This is a genomic window from Pseudomonas sp. HD57-3 (assembly GCF_056113135.1).
This window is the reverse complement of record NZ_CM148568.1, coordinates 5,908,486-5,926,537: the sequence shown is the minus strand read 5'-3', so window position 1 is coordinate 5,926,537 and position 18,052 is coordinate 5,908,486. Positions and strand designations below refer to the sequence as shown.

Annotated in this window: 15 protein-coding genes; 7 read left to right on the top strand and 8 right to left on the bottom strand. The window is 60.4% G+C overall.

Going from position 1 to position 18,052, the window contains the following annotated elements:
• Window positions 1-37: 37 nt before the first annotated feature.
• The 4 genes from AC0R79_RS26895 to AC0R79_RS26880 form a co-directional block, all read right to left on the bottom strand.
• Complete coding sequence (locus AC0R79_RS26895; protein WP_474732453.1) at window positions 38-2,620, bottom strand: hypothetical protein; 2,583 nt, start codon at window positions 2,618-2,620, stop codon at window positions 38-40.
• Between the two features lie 244 nt (window positions 2,621-2,864).
• On the bottom strand, window positions 2,865-3,506 hold the full coding sequence (locus AC0R79_RS26890) for an oxidoreductase (protein WP_007958634.1): 642 nt from the start codon (window positions 3,504-3,506) through the stop codon (window positions 2,865-2,867).
• Between the two features lie 27 nt (window positions 3,507-3,533).
• On the bottom strand, window positions 3,534-5,261 hold the full coding sequence (locus AC0R79_RS26885; protein WP_474732448.1) for a C13 family peptidase: 1,728 nt from the start codon (window positions 5,259-5,261) through the stop codon (window positions 3,534-3,536).
• Window positions 5,262-5,371: 110 nt separating this feature from the next.
• A complete protein-coding gene (locus AC0R79_RS26880) occupies window positions 5,372-5,827 on the bottom strand; it encodes a MaoC family dehydratase (protein WP_007909575.1) in 456 nt (151 codons plus the stop codon).
• Window positions 5,828-6,020: 193 nt separating this feature from the next.
• Here AC0R79_RS26880 and AC0R79_RS26875 point away from each other — a divergent pair, with 193 nt between their 5' ends.
• The 3 genes from AC0R79_RS26875 to AC0R79_RS26865 are packed head-to-tail and all read left to right on the top strand — an operon-like array spanning window position 6,021 to window position 7,700.
• Entirely contained in the window at window positions 6,021-6,383 is a 363-nt protein-coding gene (locus tag AC0R79_RS26875) for a CidA/LrgA family protein (RefSeq protein WP_007958636.1), read from the top strand.
• Window positions 6,383-7,099: an LrgB family protein gene (locus AC0R79_RS26870; RefSeq protein ID WP_007958637.1), complete on the top strand. Its 717-nt coding sequence runs from the start codon at window positions 6,383-6,385 to the stop codon at window positions 7,097-7,099. The genes AC0R79_RS26875 and AC0R79_RS26870 overlap by 1 nt, the downstream gene beginning before the upstream one ends.
• 10 nt (window positions 7,100-7,109) lie before the next feature.
• On the top strand, window positions 7,110-7,700 hold the full coding sequence (locus tag AC0R79_RS26865; RefSeq protein ID WP_474732444.1) for an LON peptidase substrate-binding domain-containing protein: 591 nt from the start codon (window positions 7,110-7,112) through the stop codon (window positions 7,698-7,700).
• Window positions 7,701-7,712: 12 nt separating this feature from the next.
• Here the strand turns inward: AC0R79_RS26865 and AC0R79_RS26860 are convergent, their stop codons facing one another.
• Both AC0R79_RS26860 and AC0R79_RS26855 read right to left on the bottom strand, forming a co-directional pair.
• Complete coding sequence (locus AC0R79_RS26860) at window positions 7,713-9,191, bottom strand: hypothetical protein (RefSeq protein WP_474732442.1); 1,479 nt, start codon at window positions 9,189-9,191, stop codon at window positions 7,713-7,715.
• 205 nt (window positions 9,192-9,396) lie between these two features.
• Window positions 9,397-12,846 carry a calcium-binding protein gene (locus tag AC0R79_RS26855; protein ID WP_474732440.1) on the bottom strand — a complete coding sequence of 1,150 codons (3,450 nt, stop codon included), beginning with the start codon at window positions 12,844-12,846 and terminating at the stop codon, window positions 9,397-9,399.
• A 166-nt stretch (window positions 12,847-13,012) separates the two neighbouring features.
• Between AC0R79_RS26855 and AC0R79_RS26850 the strand changes: the two genes are divergently transcribed.
• On the top strand, window positions 13,013-13,222 hold the full coding sequence (locus tag AC0R79_RS26850; protein ID WP_007958643.1) for a hypothetical protein: 210 nt from the start codon (window positions 13,013-13,015) through the stop codon (window positions 13,220-13,222).
• A gap of 48 nt (window positions 13,223-13,270) precedes the next feature.
• On the top strand, window positions 13,271-13,849 hold the full coding sequence (locus AC0R79_RS26845; RefSeq protein WP_085608765.1) for a hypothetical protein: 579 nt from the start codon (window positions 13,271-13,273) through the stop codon (window positions 13,847-13,849).
• On the opposite strand, the gene AC0R79_RS26840 is transcribed toward AC0R79_RS26845, so the two are convergent.
• Window positions 13,846-15,162 (bottom strand): bifunctional DedA family/phosphatase PAP2 family protein, encoded by a 1,317-nt coding sequence (locus AC0R79_RS26840; RefSeq protein WP_085608764.1) that lies wholly within the window; start codon window positions 15,160-15,162, stop codon window positions 13,846-13,848. The genes AC0R79_RS26845 and AC0R79_RS26840 overlap by 4 nt on opposite strands.
• A gap of 54 nt (window positions 15,163-15,216) precedes the next feature.
• Complete coding sequence (locus AC0R79_RS26835; RefSeq protein WP_375747948.1) at window positions 15,217-15,912, bottom strand: DNA-3-methyladenine glycosylase; 696 nt, start codon at window positions 15,910-15,912, stop codon at window positions 15,217-15,219.
• Between the two features lie 177 nt (window positions 15,913-16,089).
• On the opposite strand from AC0R79_RS26835, the gene AC0R79_RS26830 reads away from it, so the two are divergent.
• Both AC0R79_RS26830 and nadD read left to right on the top strand, forming a co-directional pair.
• Window positions 16,090-17,361 (top strand): glutamate-5-semialdehyde dehydrogenase, encoded by a 1,272-nt coding sequence (locus AC0R79_RS26830; protein WP_039771866.1) that lies wholly within the window; start codon window positions 16,090-16,092, stop codon window positions 17,359-17,361.
• Window positions 17,330-18,052 carry a nicotinate-nucleotide adenylyltransferase gene (gene nadD / locus AC0R79_RS26825; protein ID WP_127800100.1) on the top strand — a complete coding sequence of 241 codons (723 nt, stop codon included), beginning with the start codon at window positions 17,330-17,332 and terminating at the stop codon, window positions 18,050-18,052. The genes AC0R79_RS26830 and nadD overlap by 32 nt, the downstream gene beginning before the upstream one ends.

The following is an 18,052-nucleotide window of genomic DNA, read 5'->3' as shown; positions in this document are numbered from 1 at the left end:
ATGGCACGACCCCGCAGGGGCGTGCCATTGAAGCTCCCTACAACGTGATCGTTTCGGGCGGAAAGACGATGTCGTCGGAGAATATGTCCTGTCCTGCCGGCAATTCGATAACGCGTTTGCCGGCATTCGCCACTTCATCGATCAACCCGTCATATTCGTCCCGGTTCAATTCTCCTGCCCGTGTGCGGGCTTCGATGACGTCTGCAGGGTTCTGATCTGATCCCGTGGCGTGTGTCAGCGCCTGCAAATGGATATCTTCCACTGTCGCCGCGCGGGTCATGCCTGAGTTGACCAGCCAGACGCGCCTCGACGTGAAACCGATCGACGACATCGACACATGCCCCTCCATTTTCATGCTCGGGAACCACGTTTTGCCGTCCGCGGGGCTTCGTTCGAGCCGCGTCGGGTTGTAGACGCGATTGTCCTGTCCCGCAACGACTTCCACATTGCGGGTATCGAGCAGGTAGCAAAACCGGATGCGTTGAGCGGGGGGCGTCGAAGTGCCGCTGGTTGTCTGGTGCGCCTCTATGCCTGTCACTCCTCTGGTTTCATTCGCAAAGTCCATGGCGGTCTTCAGGCTGAACATTGCACTGACGGGCGTCTCGCTTGTGGCGCCCACGGCCGATACCACGCGTGGGACCATGGCCCCAGGCCGGGCTATTTCGAAAGGTGTCCGGTCATCCACTTTGAACACGGCGGGAATGTCGGTTCTGTACAGATAATTGTGCGTGTTGCGCTTGAAGCCGCTGAGCCGCAACAGCTCCTGAAAGAAGGGTTCGGTCAGACTCGCCTTCAGCAGGCTGGTGCCTTCTCCCTGATTTCTCAGCTGGATGATTTCAGCATCGATTTCCGGCAGAAACGGTTCGAAAAGTTTTTCGTTGGTTACCAGCCGGGTGCGTTCCTGATAGGTCTTGACCCATCCAGGCATTTCATCATTGATCAGGTTCTTGAACTGCCCTGTCGGCGACAGCTCTTTGCACAGTCGTATTAGTTGCTGGACTGAAAGATTGTAGGGCTGGAACCGGGCGAGGATTTGCTCTCGTGTTTTGAGCGGAGAATCAGGGTTGGTCCACAGCCGCAGGTAGTCGATCAGTTGTTCACGCTGGGAAGGGTATTCCCGTTGTTTGACCCAGGCAGGTGGTTTCTGATGGAGCGCAACCTCCCGACGAAAGCGCACGATGTCGGGTCCTTCGATCCTGTAAAGGTTCCAGATGTCGATGTCCCGCCAGAACGGGCGCAGAACATTCTCTTTGTAGATCGGATAATCGGTGGCTTTGACGACAATCAGGCTGGCGCCTTCACGAAACGCCAGTTGGGTGAGAGGTCCATGATTGTCATTCAGGCCAGGCTTGCGCTGCATTTCGACATAACCATGGAAATTCGACTTGTCGAGATCCCAGGTGTAGTGGCGCTGATCACCGTAGGCAAGCGTGGCGTCCGCTGTCCCGGACGTGTCGGGTGTTGATGGGCGTGGAGAGGGCGAGCCGGGTGTTGGCGGGCTTGGCAATGGCGTTTGTGGGCGAGATGGGCTGCGGTGCAAGGTGACGGACTGGAGGTGTTCTGCCCACTGGGCTGGCGTGCGGTTCTGATGGTTCAGCAGGCTGTTGAACAGGTCGCGATCCATGTCCATGCCAGACCAGCGGTATAGCTCGTCAAACAGGTAGGCGTTTTCCATCCGTTGTGTCCGAACGGTAGCCCATAGAGGTTTCTTGCCGGTACTGTGCGCTTCGCTGCGGAAACGGGTGATTTCTGCGCCCTGTATCCCGTAGAGATCCCAGATATCGCGGTCTGTCCAGGCTGTCAACAGTTCGGCTGGCTGATCGATTCGCGAGGCGGAAGGCTCGACACTGACAAACGAGCCGCTTTCGTCCATGAACGCATGATGCAGCGGCGGCCCGACCTCGTCGGTCCGGCGCATTTTTCGGTGCAGGACCACATAGCCATGGTGATTGTTGGCCTTCTCGTTCCATACGTAATGTTGGGTGTCGACGTAAATCGGTGCAGCGTTCGGTTGCGTCCGGGCCGGTCCCTGCAGGTGGGGCTGTGCTGGGTTATCGTCGGTATTGTCTGCCTGCCGGTGTACCGTGGACTCGAGGGGCTGACTGATAATCCGCGGCTCAGCGACCCGCCAGGTATTGCTTTCGGGGTCGAATTGCAGGACGGGGCCCGAGGGCTGCGCTTCCTGTGATCGCATGGCTCGGTAGGTGCCGAGGCCTTCGTCCCAGGCCACCATGACCGTCGTGGTCGTGGTGTATTGCACCTCGGCATAAATGCGCCCCCTGTGAACCCGCAACCCTTCGGTGTTGACGGCAGGCAATAGCGTTCGCAATTGCGTCGGCAACTCGTACTGACTGATCGATCCGCTCGCGTGTGGGTTGCTGGGTGATCCTCCTTCGGTGTCTCCAGCCGGGTGGGTCAGATCCTGAATCTGTATCGCGGGCAATGTGTCACTTGAAGAGTGGGGTGCAGGCGCCTCCGTGGGGCGGCTGACGCTGTCTGTTTCCGGGAATCGAATCGAACCCGGGAAATCATGACGCTGAGTCAACGACGTTTCCGGAGTCCTGTCGAGGGTGGGGGTATTTTTGCTGGTGCCTTTCGACGTTTTTGTTTGCGGGGCCATCAAGGAATCCTTTCATTGATTGCCTGACGTGCTGTGGTGTCATCCCGTGGCGGAATGGCCGTAGACGCAGGTGTGCTGGAGGGCACGTTATCCATGAAAGGGAAGGGGCACGTAGTAGATAGTTACTACACGCGGGTGGATTCGATTCACTTCATTTCGAATGTCGGCCAGTTCACGCAAGATCCTCGGGCTTCATTGGAAATGGTTACCCGGGATCCGCGTTGAACCGCTGTGGCGAGTGAGCTTACTTGCCGAGTTTTCTCAGTTCGTCCGACTCGACAATCCGCACACCATCCTGCTCCTCCAGCGCCAGGCGCCACATGGCGCGGGCCAGTTGGCAGGCTTCGATGCCGCGGTATTTGCCGGGAATCAATTTAGAGAATGGCGCGGCAAGCTGTTCGCCCAGACGGGGCTCGCTGCGTTCGCCGAGCAACAGCGATGGCCGGCAGATGGTCAGTTGCGGCCAGTCCTGCGCGCGCAATGCGTATTCCATTTCGCCTTTGACCCGGTTGTAGAACACCGAGGACCGGCGATCGGCCCCCAGGGCGCTGATCACGATCAGGTGCCGTGCGCCCATTTCCCGTGCGCGCTTGGCGAACGCCACCACCATGTCCAGATCCACGGCGCGAAACGCTTCTTCCGAGCCGGCCTGCTTGATGGTGGTGCCGAGGCAGCAATAGGCGATGTCGACCCGACCGGCCAGTTGCGGCAGGAAGGTCTGTGGATCGCCGACCGGGTTTTCCAGATGCGGATGTTCAGCCAGCGGCCGGCGTGAGGGGGCAAGGACGCGGCTGATCGTCGGCTCGTTGAGCAGGCGGTCGAGCAGGTGTTCACCGGTCAATCCGGTGGCTCCGGCAAGCAAGACATGCTGAGGCGTCAAGTACATAGTGTCTCTCCCTTGATACTGTTCAGCTTAGTTGCTCTTTATCGCTCCGTCGTTCAACGCAGCACTTTGCAATGCTTTTCTCGCTTGCTGTTTACGCAGCAGTTGCCAATGCGCCAGCACGGTTTTCGGCGCCCAGATCTGCGGTTCAGAGGCTTCGAAGCTGTCCGCCAGTTCCCGTTCGGCGACGATGGCCTTGGCCAGTTTGAAGGCTTGTTCCAGGTCGTCGGTCTGGTTCAGCGCCTGGGCAAACAGGGCGTCGCCGAAGTAGGTGAAGTTGGCCTCCTCGGAGCAGCCGAACGACACGCGATCGGCGCGCGAGGCAGTCATGATCAGCGTGCGTTCATCCTTCAACGCCGGAATGAAGCCACCGGAATAGCACGAGGAGATGACGATGATCTTGTCGCGGTTCTTCAGTGGCGCGAGCACGGCGGCGAGTTCGTCGGCGGGCAGGTCGGCCAGTTCCATGCGCGGCTGGTCGAGCACCAGCTCGTGTTCGGCGGTGCCGTGGCTGGTCAGATAGATGAACACCAGATCTTCCGGGCCGCTGCGTTCGGCCAGGGTCAGGGCTGCGCGGCGCAGGTTCTCGCGAGTGGCCATCGGCCGGTCGCCGAGGTGGTCGCGATGGTTGACCAGGCGAATCTGGCCAAACGCGCCGAAACGGCTGGTGAGCATGTTGGCCACGTAATCGGATTCGCGCAGGAACACGCTCTGCTTGCCGTCGCCGCCGAGGGTCAGGGTGTACAGCTCCACCGCCGGGGTCGAGGCCGGCACATTGGCCAGCGCTTCATCGAGCAGGCGACCCTGGGCCAGCAGGCCGAGTTCGAGGGTGTCCGGCAGCAACTTGCCGTCGGCATCGCGTACCCGCTGGCCGTTGATCCAGGTGCCGCTGAGTACAGTGCCGTCAGTCAGCACCAGCGTGCCCCGGCCCGCGTAGCTGTCGCTGTCGAACCCGCCGACGTAGAAACTGCCATCGGACAGGTTCAGGCGACCCTGACCGCTGAAGCGCCAATCATTGAAGTAACCGATGTAGTGGCTGCCGTCGGCGCCGATCAGTTCGCCCTTGCCGGTCAGCGCGCCTTCCTTGAACTGCCCGAGCCAGACATCGCCATCGGCGTTTTCGTAGCGACCCTTGCCGTGCAGTTGATTGTTCTTGAAGCCGCCGACGTAGATGTCGCCGTCGGCACTGTTGAAGGTGCCGTTGCCTTCGAGCTGGCCGTTGACGAAGTGGCCGGTGAACTGATTGCCGCTGGCATCGCCGCGCTGGCCTTCGCCGTTGGGTTTGCCGTGGGCGAACTGGCCCTGATAGGAGCTGCCGTCGTCCAGCTCGAGGCGACCGAGCCCGGAATATTGGTCGGCCTTGAATTCGCCGCGATAAGTCATCGCGTTTTCTTTGAGGGTGCCTTCGCCGTCGCGCCGGCCCAGCTTGAAGCCGCCGGTGTAGCTGCCGGCCGTGGTGGTCAACGTGCCCTGGCCGTCGAACAGCCCTTGCTGGAAGTTGCCGCGATAGACCTCGCCATTGCTGCCGTGCCATTCGCCCTGGCCATGCCATTGCCCCTTGTCGAACGCCCCGGCGTACCAGCTGCCGTTGGGGTAATCGACCCGCCCCTGGCCTTGCAGCAAGCCATCGACCAGTTCACCGCGATAGCGGCCGCCGTCGGGCAGGCGCGCATCCGGCGGCAACAGCGATTCGCCGTCGCCACACGCGGCCAGCAACAGGGTCAAGGCAAGGGGAGCAAGAGGAGCGAATGAGCGCATAGCGGGATCCGGGCAATTAGGCGACCGAGTATGCCGCAGCTATGTGACCTAATACAGCCGGCGGGGAGGAGCGGATGCGAAACAGCGTGAGCCGCTTCGCATCCAGGCGCTTAAACGAAGCAGAGCGACAGCGGTTCGGCGATGTAGGCCGGTTTGTCCGAGCCTTCGATCTCCAGGGTGGCGGTGGCCTTGAGCAGCCACTGGCCAGGTTTTTTCTCGGTCACTTCACCGAGGTCGACCTTGAGCCGGACCTTGGAATTGACCTTGACCGGCTGGATGAAACGCACGCTGTCCAGGCCGTAGTTGACCACCATCTTCACGCCTTGCGGCAGGATCAGGATGTCTTCCATCAGTTTGGGGATCAGCGACAACGACAGGAAACCGTGTGCAATGGTGCTGCCAAATGGCGTTTGCGCGGCTTTGACCGGGTCGACATGGATGAACTGGTAATCCCCGGTGGCTTCGGCGAACAGGTTGATGCGCTCCTGATCGATGGTGAGCCATTCGGAACGTCCGAGTTCCTTGCCGACATAATCTTTGAGCTCTGCAACTGGAACATAGGGCATTGAGACTCTCCTTGGGTTCATCGGTTTTATAGTTTTTCAGGTGGGGGATTTGACCGCCCTGCGAACCACTGTAGATCATCATGGCGATTTGCTCAGGTCAACCGACCATGCTTTTGGCGAATGCCGATCCATAGCGCAGGCGTGCTTATAATGCCCGGCCCGTGCTTGGCGGGATGTCGGACGGAGATGACGGATGTTGCTACGCGGCCTGACCATGCTGGTGCTGTTTCAATTGCTCGGCACGGCCCTCAATCATTTGCTGTTGCCGGTGCTGCCGGGGCCGATCATCGGCCTTTTGCTGTTGCTGGTATTCCTGATCGTACGCGGTGAAGTCGGCGAACCGCTGAACCTTGCAGCCGGTAGCCTGTTGCGTTATCTGCCGCTGCTACTGGTGCCGCCGGCGGTGGGCGTGATGGTCTACGCCACGGCGATAGCCGCGGATTTCTGGGCCATCGTCGGTGCGCTGGTGGTCTCGCTGATTCTATCGATGGCCTTCGCCGGCGTGCTGATGCAACGGCTGGTCAAGCGTCACGCGCCGCATTCGGAGGAATCCTGATGCTGTTCGACTGGCAAGGTGCCTGGGCGTCGGTGATTCACCATCCGCTGTTCGGCATCGGCATCACCCTCGGTGCTTATCAACTGGTGCTGGCGGCGTTCGAGAAAACCCGCTGGATCTTTCTGCAACCGGTGCTGGTCTCGATGCTGTTGGTGATCGGCGTGCTGGTCGGCTGCGGCCTGACCTACGCCGAGTACCGCAAGAGCACCGAGATCCTCAGCATTCTGCTGGGCCCGGCGACCGTTGCGCTGGCGGTGCCGCTGTATCTGAATCTGCGACGCATCCGCCAATTGTTCTGGCCGATTTTTACTACGCTGGTGATAGGCGGCGTGGTCGCCACGGGTATGGGCGTGGCGCTGGGCTGGTGGTTCGGTGCCGATCACATGATCCTGATGACCATGGCGCCCAAATCGGTGACCTCGCCGATCGCCATGCTGGTGGCCGAGCAGATCGGCGGTGTCGCAGCATTGGCGGCGGTGTTTGTGTTGATCACCGGGGTGATCGGCGCGATCTTCGGGCCGGCGCTGCTGACTCGTCTAGGCGTGCACAGCCCGGAGGCGCGCGGCATGGCGCTGGGCATGACGGCGCATGCAGTCGGCACGTCGGTGGCGTTGCAGGAAAGCGATGAGTGCGGCGCCTTCGCGGCGCTGGCGATGAGTCTGATGGGCGTGGCCACGGCGGTGTTCCTGCCGTTGGCGGTGTCGATGGTGGTGTAAGGAAATGTCTATGAGTCTGCCGCTTTTTCCGCTGAACACGGTGCTGTTTCCCGGCTGCAATCTGGATTTGCAGATCTTCGAGGCGCGCTACCTGGACATGATCGGCCGCTGCATGAAACAGGGCGGCGGGTTCGGCGTGGTGTGCATCCTTGAGGGCAGCGAAGTCGGCGTCGCGCCGGAAGGTTTCGCCATGGTCGGGTGCGAAGCGCGGATCACCGATTTCCAGCAGCAGGACAACGGACTGCTGGGTATCCGGGTGCAGGGCGGGCGCCGGTTCATTGTGCAGCGCACCGAAGTGCAACGCGATCAACTGATCATGGCCGAGGTCGAGTGGCTGGACGAAGAACCCGAGCAACCGCTGCAGGATGAAGACGCCGATCTGGTGGCGTTGCTCAAGGCCCTGGCCGAACACCCGATGGTCGAGGCGCTGAACATGGGCATCGAGGCAGAGGGGCAGCAGTCGCTGGCCAATCAGTTGGCGTACCTGTTGCCGTTTGCCGAGGAAGACAAGATCGACCTGCTGCAACTCGACGACCCACAGCAGCGACTGGATGCGATTCAGGCGCTGCTTGATGAATTGCAGGGCGAACTGTTCGCTTAAGGCTCGGCCCGGTTATTCCGGCCAGACGATGTCGTTGGCGAACCAGTCCTTGCCGCTCGGCAATGAAAGGATCGGCTTGCCGGCCTTGGCCACCTTATCGATCAAGTCATCGTATTCACGCTGATTGGCCACGCCACTGTGGGTCCGCGCCTCGATGTCATTGCCGATGTAGCTGCTTTGAGCGAGGGCGGCAACGTCGTCGACCTTCGCGGCGCGGGTGAACGTCGAGTCGAGCAGCCACAGGCGTTCTGATTCGATGCCCCGCTTCGACGTGGAAATCAGCGCTTCGAGTTCGTCTTCGGGAAACCAGGCGTTCTTTTCCAGTGCCGCCAGATTGAGCAAGTGGTTCTCCTCGTTGAGGACCACCTCCATCCTTCGCGTATCGATGACGTAAGAAAAGATGAACTGCTGATCGTGGCGGATCGTCTCGTAATTGCGTTCGGTGTCCAGTTCCACGTCCGATGCATCGGACCAGTCGTTGTCGGAGTGCCCCGACTCGTTGTCCGATTCACCCGGTTTTTTGCCGGGATATTTGTTTCTCTGGCTGTTGTAACGCAGGTACTCCGGATCGGGAGCCTTGGTGCCCCTGGCGCCATACCTCTTGACCAGCTTGTGGCTGACCGTGGCACTGATCGGTTTTTCGGTCGTTGCGCCGCGCGGGTGTTTCAAGCGCGGCAGCATGCGTCCGTCGTTGTAGAGCTCGAAAGGCGTGCGTTCATCGGCCCTGAACAGGCCCGGAATATCCGTGCGGTACAGGCAGTCGCTGCTGTTGCGCAGGTAACCGAGTCGGGTCAGAAAGGTGTCGAGAAATTCCCGGGTGACGCTTTTGTCGAAGTCGATCAGGTCGCTGCGCAGTGTTCCGTTCCTCACAGGCAGTAGCAGCGGTTCGATTTCCTCCTGCAGTTGATCGAAGCGGGTCGGATCGTTCTCGTCCCGGGAGCGTAAGTGATGCTGCTCGGCCCACTCCGGCATCACCCGGGGATTGGCGGTCAGATCACTGTGCAACCGGATGTGTTGCCGTGGCGACAGGTTATAGGCGCGCAAAAATTCGACGCGCTGGCCGAACGTCATCAGCGGATACATCTTGAGCAGTGAGTCGTTCAGCAATCGGGTAGTGGCTTCATGTGCCGACAGCGGCGAAGTCAGCGGTTGTTTGGCTGGTACGTGTGTATCGGTGTCACCGGCCTGTGGGTAGGGGCGTTTCACGGGGTTGTTTGAGGCCGGGCTCCAGGTCGATTCACCGGTATTTCTGTAGAGCGCCGGCCCGGGAGACAACTTTTTGTACAGATCCATTACCCGATAGGTGCCCAGGTTCGCATCGAACTCCACATATACCGTGCCGCTGTCTTTCACATCGACGAACGCGCGTCCGACGATGTAGCGCAGACCCTCCTCGTTGGCCGGTTGCAGGTTGCGCAGCAATCCGGGGTTCAAACGGTAACTGTCCAGGCCGGTCGACGTTTCACGGGAAGCGACCGGCAGGTCAGACACTTCGATTTTCGGCAATCCGGGTGTGTCCGCGAGAGGCGGGGTGTGTCCCGGGTTTCGCTGGTGCGCGGCCGTCAGGTCTGGCAACGAATGTGGTAGCTGCGGGTCTGGAGCTTGCGGTCGCAATCGTGGGAGTTCAGCAAGCGAGTCGGCGGCCGTATTGCCTTTGGAAAAGCCTGGCGGCGAGGGTGGTTTTGGTCGCATGGTGTCATTCCTTGACGATGATCAGGTGCTCGGCAGATATCGAGCGGAACGCAGTGGTTCCACTGCTCCAGACGTTGGTGGCAACGTTGTAGGAGATCTTGCCGGCAGCGGTTTCGCTCAGGCGAATGTGGTGAACCGACACTTCGTCGGCCTCAAGCTCTTCACGCCGTTGATGCTCATGAATGTCCTGGGCGATGGCCTGAACCGATGGGTAGGCTCGGGCATCGATGGCGCACAGACCGATCACCTCGAACAGTGCATTGATCCGATAACGGTTTCCCGAGGAGACCACGACTTCGATGGTTTCCAGTGGCAGCAGCGGATCGTTGCTGTCCGGCAGTTGAATCCGGATGCTGCCGATTCTGAGCAGGTTGTCTTTGATGGCGAGGTCGCGGTGGCTGATCTGCTCCTCCAGATGTTGTGTGTGAATGAGCCAGGTGGAAGAACCCGAGATCTGGGCATCTGCGTCTGCGGTGGACAGCCGGATGGACGTTGCGCTGGCGGGAAACAGTTCATAGCTGGACGATCGTCCCTCCAGCCAATAGGTCGCGTTGTGCTCGGCTGCCTGAAAGTCGACCCGCTGCGGGGTTGCCTTCAACGTGCGTTTCTCGACTGAAGGGCGGACGAACATATACCGGCCCGCTCGCTCGCGCAGCGCGGTGCGGCTTTGCACAACCGTATAACCCGGGTTCCTTGCGTCGTTTAGATACGTGGGACGTGGAAAGTCGAGGTGGTATGAAATCCCGTCTCGCATGACCAGTGTCATCGGGTGAATCATCTGCCAGCCAGAGGCCAGGATTCCGGCTCCCATGTCGCGTTTCTTGCCCGGATTTTCTCTTGCAGCACCGTGCAACGAGAGCAGGCCACCACCCTCGTGGAACGTGAGGGTGTGGTGAATGTCCGTGTAGCTGAGCTGCGTGAATGCATTTGGCCGTGTTTTTGTAACGGTATAAATCGCCCGGACCTCATCGATCTCCGTGCTGTCGCGGTCGACGTACAGAGTGCTTCGGGTCGGATTTTCGTGTGGTTTTGCCATAAGGATTGCGTGACGGATCTGGCGCGAGATGAAGTAATACGAGTGCGGTTTGTTCGAGATCCTGAAGGGACGATCGTTGACCGGCACCGGCGAGGTTTTCGTCGTGCCGACGGTCAGAACGGTAACTTTCACGGTCAGGTCGGCCAGGTCCGGGGTATCGGCAGGCCACGCCGGCTGCAAGTGGTAGCCGTCCTGTGTAATGAATGTCCATTTGTCGTTGCGCAGGGTGCGTTTGCCATCGACCGTCCGGTACACCGCCTCCAGCACCAGTTCCCGCCTTGGCGACCGGATGTCGTCGTCGCGCAGGGATTCAATGACCAGCGCGTCATTGCGTACGTACCAGCGCTGGATGGCTTCGAGTGTCACGCCCAGATAGACCTTGCTCGGTTCTTGGCCATCTTCGTGCAGTGAAACCTTGAGACAGTCAGGGGCGATTTCATAGGTATCGCTACCGCTGCCGCCGTCGACCGTGCCATGAAGGCCGCGCACGGAAATGCGGTCATCCCCGGCCCCGGCTTCGACGCGGTCATCGCCATTGGCGGCAATGGTGTCGGCGTGATCTGAACCGGTCACGCGGTTGAGCGCACCGGCCAGTGTCTCGACCTTTTCGATGGACCTGAAGGTTGAGTGCAGCACCGGCTCACGCGACGGGTCCACAGGGCGCACCGCCAGCCTGCCGCTTTTAAGGTCGACATCAAAACCGATATGGCGCGGCGGGTTGGCAACAGGGTCTTGGTTTTTGTGTTTGCCTTGCAGCCAGAGCAGATCGGTGCCGTCACCGCCGGACAGCTCACTGACGGTGGTCGGGTCGTCAGACAGCGCTTCTGATGCCGACTGAAACAGAAAGGAGTCATCCTTGTTGCCACCGTCCAGGGTTTTGCGGCCGCTGGCATAACTGAAGAAATTCGGCTTGTCCTCGACGCCTTGAACCGTGTCGTGGCCGCCGCCCAGGTTCCAGAACACCCCTTTCGCCGGGGCGCTTTTCGCACTGGCGATGACAGCGTCCGAGTCGGGTAATCCCTTCCTGGCGTCGTAGGTGTCATCCGTATCGCTGATGACAGGGCGGTTTTCGCTGGTATAGGGCGTTTCGCCTTTGCTTTCATCCCATTGGAAACGATAGAGGCGAGTCGGCTGCAACGTAACCTCGAAACGGCCATTGACGATCACATCGACACTTTCCTTGAATTCATTGTCGAGCCAGCCAAGGCTGCGGGTTTTCAAGGCTTTGGCATAATCGCTGGTGGTTTTGGCAACCAGATAGCGATCCATCACGGCCTTGTCCTGGCTTTGTCCGGTGAACGCGAACCAGCCGGCACGCCAGCGTTCGTTCACGGTCAGCTCGATGTAATCGTCGATATCGTCGACCATGCGCGCGGCACCGTAGATTCGGGCACCGACAATCATGATCGCCGCCGCTGCAATCCCCACCGGGCCCGCCGCCTGAAAACCCATCAGGGCTGCGCAGCCAAGGGCAATGGACAATGCGCCGCTGAACACACTCAGCCCACCGGTGACATACAGATCCTGAGCTTCCTTGCCCTGAGCCTTGGCGGCATCGTTGAAGGACTTGATGGCGGTGTAGATGTCGAAGGGCAGCGTCAGCACGCTGGCGATCAGGCCTGCGCCCCGGCTCAGCCATTTGCCCATGGTGGTCTTGCCGAATTGTTCGAGGGCCATGGATCCCTGACGGATCATCTGTTCGCCGGTCTTGTTCAGCGCGTATTCGAGGCCCAGTGAAGTGATCTCGGCGAGAGCGCCCCCTGCGTTGATCAGCACTTCGCCCATCTGACCTTTCTTGAGGCCGTCGATGGCGCCCATGTAGGCGCTGTACAAACCGTAGGCCTGCAGCCCGGCGCCCATACTGGTCATGCCGCGACTTTTAGCCTTGTCTACCCAGCCTGGCAGGTGTTCCGGCAGCGGGCTTCTGTGTATATCCAGCTGTTGAGTGGCGGTCAGCAGTTTGCCGATTTTCTGCAGGGGGTGCTCAGCATCACTGGCGGATATTTCGCGTAGAAGCGGTGCTGCGTCGGGGGAGCGCAGAGTGACGATTTCGTAGAGTAATTCCGGTACCCGTTGGCGCTCCTCACCATCGACTGACTTGATCCGCTGCTCAACCTGGGCGGGATCGAATTGCAGCCCATCGATAAAGGCCTGATCGGGCTCGGGGAAGTACGTGTTGGCCGCTGTAATGGCCTCGCCGTTGACCCGGGCACCCAGCGCCTGAAGTGTCTGGCGGCTCACGGTCAGTTCGCCAAATCGCATGGGCCCGAACAGTTTGTCCAGGTGATTCAGGTCGGGAATTTTGCCGGGTGTTGTATCGGTTTCGGCCGTCGTTGAATTTGATGGAATGTTAATGTCGGAAATTGTTATGGGGGCTGTAAGAATAGTTTCAGAGTTGTTGTTAAAGGGTTTGGCCAAAATCAATGCTCGCTTGTGAAGTGTCGAAAGACTTTGGCATGGCGGGTGGTTGTGTTCAGTTGTTATTGTTTTGCCGATTGTATTGTTGTTTTTTGTATTGCCTTTGAAGTGGTCTGTGGGATGTTTTTGATTTAGCGTTGAACCCGACTCGCAGGAAGCGGGCTTCATGAACAAGGAGAGCGTTATGACAATTTATGAAGATGAGTGGGCGTTCTGGGATGATATTGCCGGAAAGTATATTTTCAAACATGCGGGCGTTGATCTGAATGCCGAGATTGTCCTGAAGGCTGCCGGTTACTACGCAGATTCCATGGTGCTTGAGCGCCGCAAGCGCAAACGTGTGAAGAACGAGTCGGCCCAGGCTGCCGATAAATGAAATCCTGTCTGTTGTTCAGTCCGTTTTTAACAAGAAGAGAACCTTCATATGTCTGATGCCAATAATATTACCTTCACGGGGCAACTGTTCGCGGATGGACTTCCGCTGGTGCTCAATTATCAAGTCATGGAGCAGCGTTTGAAGCAACCGCGAATCACCATGGGGCAGAGGTTGAATGCGGAGATTTCCCTGAATGATGAAATCAGTTCGCCAATCGTGACACTCGCGGATCATGATGATGCCGAGCCGCTGTTATTGGAGTTTGTTCCGGATTATCAGGGACGATATGCCCTTAATGTCAAAACGGCCGGTCGTTACTTTGATTGGCAGCTGCGACTTGATCAAAGTACAAGGCATCTTCTGGCCGCGCAAAGTGGCGGTAGTTACTTTGAGCTGGAAACGTATGCCGGAAAGCTCAAGTCGTTTGGTGACCTGCCGTCCAATCCGGTTTCTGTGGCGCTGTTCAGCGTAGAAAAGAAGATGCGCCTGTTTCAGCATGAGACAAAGGAAGGGCTCACCTACTTCCTGGACAAGAATCCGAACGACACCGGGCACAATGCCTACAACCCTTCGTCGGTGTCGTTCGTCTTGAGGACCAATCCTTCGCTGCTGTCTGCCGTCGCCTAGTACGAATAGCGCAGCATGGTATGCGGCAAGTGTCGCAGCACAAAAAAACCGAACAGGGCGACCAGCGCCGGCAACACCAGCCACCAGACTCTCTGCGGCATGGCGCCGAGCGGTGACTGCCGCTGGCTGAGCCAGAGTCCGGCGGCGCATACGCACGCGGCAAGCATGGCGCCGGCCAGCACATCCGTCGGCCAGTGCGCGCCCAGATACACCCGCGACAAGGCAATCGCCAGTGCCGGAATGCAGCCGATCAGCAACCAGGTCAGTCGCAGTCTCGGCGGTTGCCCGCGTCCGGCGAGTACGGCCAGGGTCAGGAACAGCGCGAACGATCCGGACGCATGGCCGCTGGGCATGCTGTAACTGGTGAGCGGATCGGTCAGCACTTCCGGGCGCACCCGGGCGAAGAACATCTTGGTGCCGGTGTTGGCCAGGGCCGTGACGAGCAGGGTGCCGCCCACGAAGATCGCGTGGCGCCACTGACGGCACAGCAACAGCAGCGCAGTCAGCAGGGCGCTGAACAGCAGCATGTTGCGGAATTCACCGATCAGGGTGAAGACCACTGCCACCTCATCCAGCGCCGGGCGGCGATGTTCCTGCACCAGGGTCATGACGCCCTGATCGAGGGCGGTCAGGTACGGGTAGCCGATGAACAGGCCGATCAGGATCAACAGGCTCATGCTACTGATCCAGATGGTCGCCCGGCGATGACGGCGCAGGCTGCTGTTGGCGCTCAGGCCGACCATCACCGCGATGCTACCGGCGACGATTCCGGCCTGCAGCCAGAAACCTTCCGGCAACGGCAGACGAATCGCCGCCCCGGTGGCCCAGCCCGGCAGCAGGTACGCGAGGCTCCAGCCGGCCGCTGCCAGCAGACTCACGGCGGCGAAGCGCGGGAAGGGCATGTCGCACATCCCGGCGACCATCGGCAGCATCGGCCGCAACGGGCCGATGAAACGTCCGACCAGCAGGCTGGCGATGCCATAACGCTGGAAGTAGGTTTCCGCGCCGGCCATCCATTCCGGGTGATGGCGCAACCCCGGCAGGCGTCGGATATTCTGGTGGAAGTGGCGACCGAGGAAATAGGAAATCACATCGCCGAGAATCCCGCCGAGGAAACCCAGCAACAGGGTTTCGCTCAACGACAGGGCACCGCTACCGGCCAGCACCGCCACGGCAAACAGCAGCACCGTGCCCGGTACGATCAACCCGGCAATCGCCAGGCATTCCACGCAGGCCACGACAAACACTGCAGCGGCCAGCCACTGCGGATTGGCGGCCAGCCACCCGGTCACGCTATCGAGCCATGGGCCCATACAAACCACTCCATTTCATTGATGTCCCTGATCGGCGAGCCGAAGGGTGTGCATTCACAGCAGAAAATAATCGCGACCTTCGACCTGACCCCGGCGCAGCGGGTTCCGCGTGCACCACTGGGCATAGGCGGCATCGACGAAGCGATACATCAAGTGTTCGTCACGGCCATGGGGAATGCCCAGGCGGGTGGTCTGAATCACATGAGTCGGCGCAGGGCCGGTGTCTTCCACCAGCAGAATTTCGTGGTCGAAGCGCTTGGCATCCCACACCGGCACTTTCAGCCCCAGCGCCTTGCACAGCAGCGTCTGCCCGGCACACAGTTTCTGCGACGGGCGCGGTCGGCCTTGGGCGTCGGGGTTGTTCAACAGCATCTGCGCCAGACTGGCCGGGCCGCTGATCTCGTCGACCCATGGATAGGCCGATTTGATAAGCACCGCATTGCCCGGACCCTGCGCGCTGAAGTTCAGTGAATCGCCGCCACGGGCGTAGTACATATAGATGTGGCCGCCGTCCAGAAACAAAGCCTTACGCTTTTCTGTGTAGCCGAGGGACGCGTGGCTGCCTTTTTCTTCACAGTAATACGCTTCGGTTTCGATGATCCGGGCGCTGAGCCACAAATCGCCGACGCGGTGGCGGATGACTTTACCGAGCAGATCGCGGGCCAGCGTCTGGGCGTCACGGTTGAAAAAGGCGTCCGCGAGGCCGACAGGCTGGCGCGCGGAGGTGGCGCGAACGGTCAGGTTGGACATGGCAAACAGTGTTTATCCAGACGAAGGAGGTCGTGATGATAACAATTCACGGCTTAATCCCGGCTGAACGTCGGCAAATCACCGTCCATTTCGACCATCCGCCCGTCACCGCTGTTAGTCCCGGGACGCGACAGCTATAATCTGCCGCTTTCCTCTTTGCCAAGACCCCAGCAGACCATGACTGAGTCCGTTCTTGACTACATGACCCGATTGGGTCGCGCCGCCCGCGAAGCCTCCCGCGTCATCGGTCGTGCCAGTACCGCGCAGAAAAACCGCGCCCTGCTGGCTGCCGCCAATGCCCTGGACGCCGCCCGCGCCGAGCTTGCGGCAGCCAATGAACAGGATCTGGCCGCCGGTCGCGCCAACGGTCTGGAGCCGGCACTGCTGGAGCGTCTGGAACTGACCCCGGCGCGCATCGATGGCATGATCGTCGGCCTGCGCCAGGTCGCAGCGCTGCCGGATCCGGTCGGTGCGATCCGCGACATGAGCTTCCGTCCGTCGGGCATTCAGGTCGGCAAGATGCGCGTACCGCTGGGCGTGATCGGGATCATCTACGAATCCCGTCCCAACGTGACCATCGATGCCGCGAGCCTGTGCCTGAAGTCCGGCAACGCGACCATCCTGCGCGGCGGTTCCGAAGCGATTCATTCCAACCGCGCGATTGCCGCCTGCATCCAGCGCGGTCTGGCCGAAGCCGAACTGCCGGCTGCCGTGGTGCAAGTGGTGGAAACCACCGACCGCGCCGCCGTCGGCGCGCTGATCACCATGCCGGAGTACGTCGACGTGATCGTGCCGCGCGGTGGCCGGGGCCTGATCGAGCGCATCAGCCGTGATGCCCGGGTGCCGGTGATCAAGCATCTGGACGGCATCTGCCACGTTTATGTCAGCGAACACGCCGACCTGCCGAAAGCCCAGCGCATCGCCTTCAATGCCAAGACTTATCGCTATGGCATCTGCGGTGCGATGGAGACCTTGCTGGTCGATCAACGTGTTGCGAAGGATTTCCTGCCGTCGATGGCGAAGCAGTTCCGCGAAAAAGGCGTCGAACTGCGTGGTTGCGAACGCACCCGGGCAATCATTGAAGCCGTAGCCGCGACCGAAGAAGACTGGAGCACCGAGTACCTGGCGCCGATTCTGTCGATCCGCGTGGTGGATGGTCTGGATCAGGCCATCGAGCACATCAACCATTTCGGCTCCCATCACACCGACTCGATCGTCAGCGAAAACCTCGCCGACACCCGCCAGTTCGTGGCTCAGGTCGACTCGGCGTCGGTGATGATCAACACCCCGACCTGCTTCGCCGACGGATTCGAATACGGATTGGGTGCCGAGATCGGCATTTCTACTGATAAGCTGCACGCCCGTGGCCCGGTGGGCCTCGAAGGACTGACCTGCGAGAAGTACATCGTGGTCGGTGATGGCCAGTTGCGCGGCCAGGCGACGGTCTGACTTGTCCGACCTCGACCTGAAAGCGCCGAAACCCGGCAAGAAATCCCGTCCCCGGCGCATTGGCGTACTGGGCGGGACGTTCGACCCGGTGCATGTCGGCCATTTGCGCGGCGCGCTGGAAGTCGCCGAAGCGCTGGGGCTCGATGAGCTGCGCATGATGCCCAGCGCCCGGCCGCCGCACCGCGATACGCCGCAGGTGTCGGCGCAGGACCGGCTGGCAATGGTTGAATGTGCGGTGGCCGGTGTGCCGCCGCTGGTGGTGGACGCCCGCGAATTGCAGCGGAACAAACCGTCCTGGACCATCGATACCCTGGAGTCGCTGCGTGCCGAAATGGCCGCCGAGACCCAGGTTTTTCTGCTTCTGGGCTGGGACGCATTTTGCGGCCTGCCCACTTGGCACCGCTGGGAAGAGTTGCTCCAGCATTGCCACATCCTGGTGCTACAGCGCCCGGACGCCGACAGCGAACCGCCGGATGCCTTGCGCAACCTGCTGGCAGCGCGTTCGGTGAGCGACCCGCTGGCCCTGAAGGGGCCGAGCGGACAGATTGCATTCGTCTGGCAGACACCGCTCGCGGTTTCCGCCACCCAGATCCGTCAACTGCTGGCCAGCGGTAAGTCGGTACGTTTCCTGGTGCCCGACGCGGTCCTGGCCTACATCGATGCGCACGGTCTGTACCGTGCGTCGAACTGA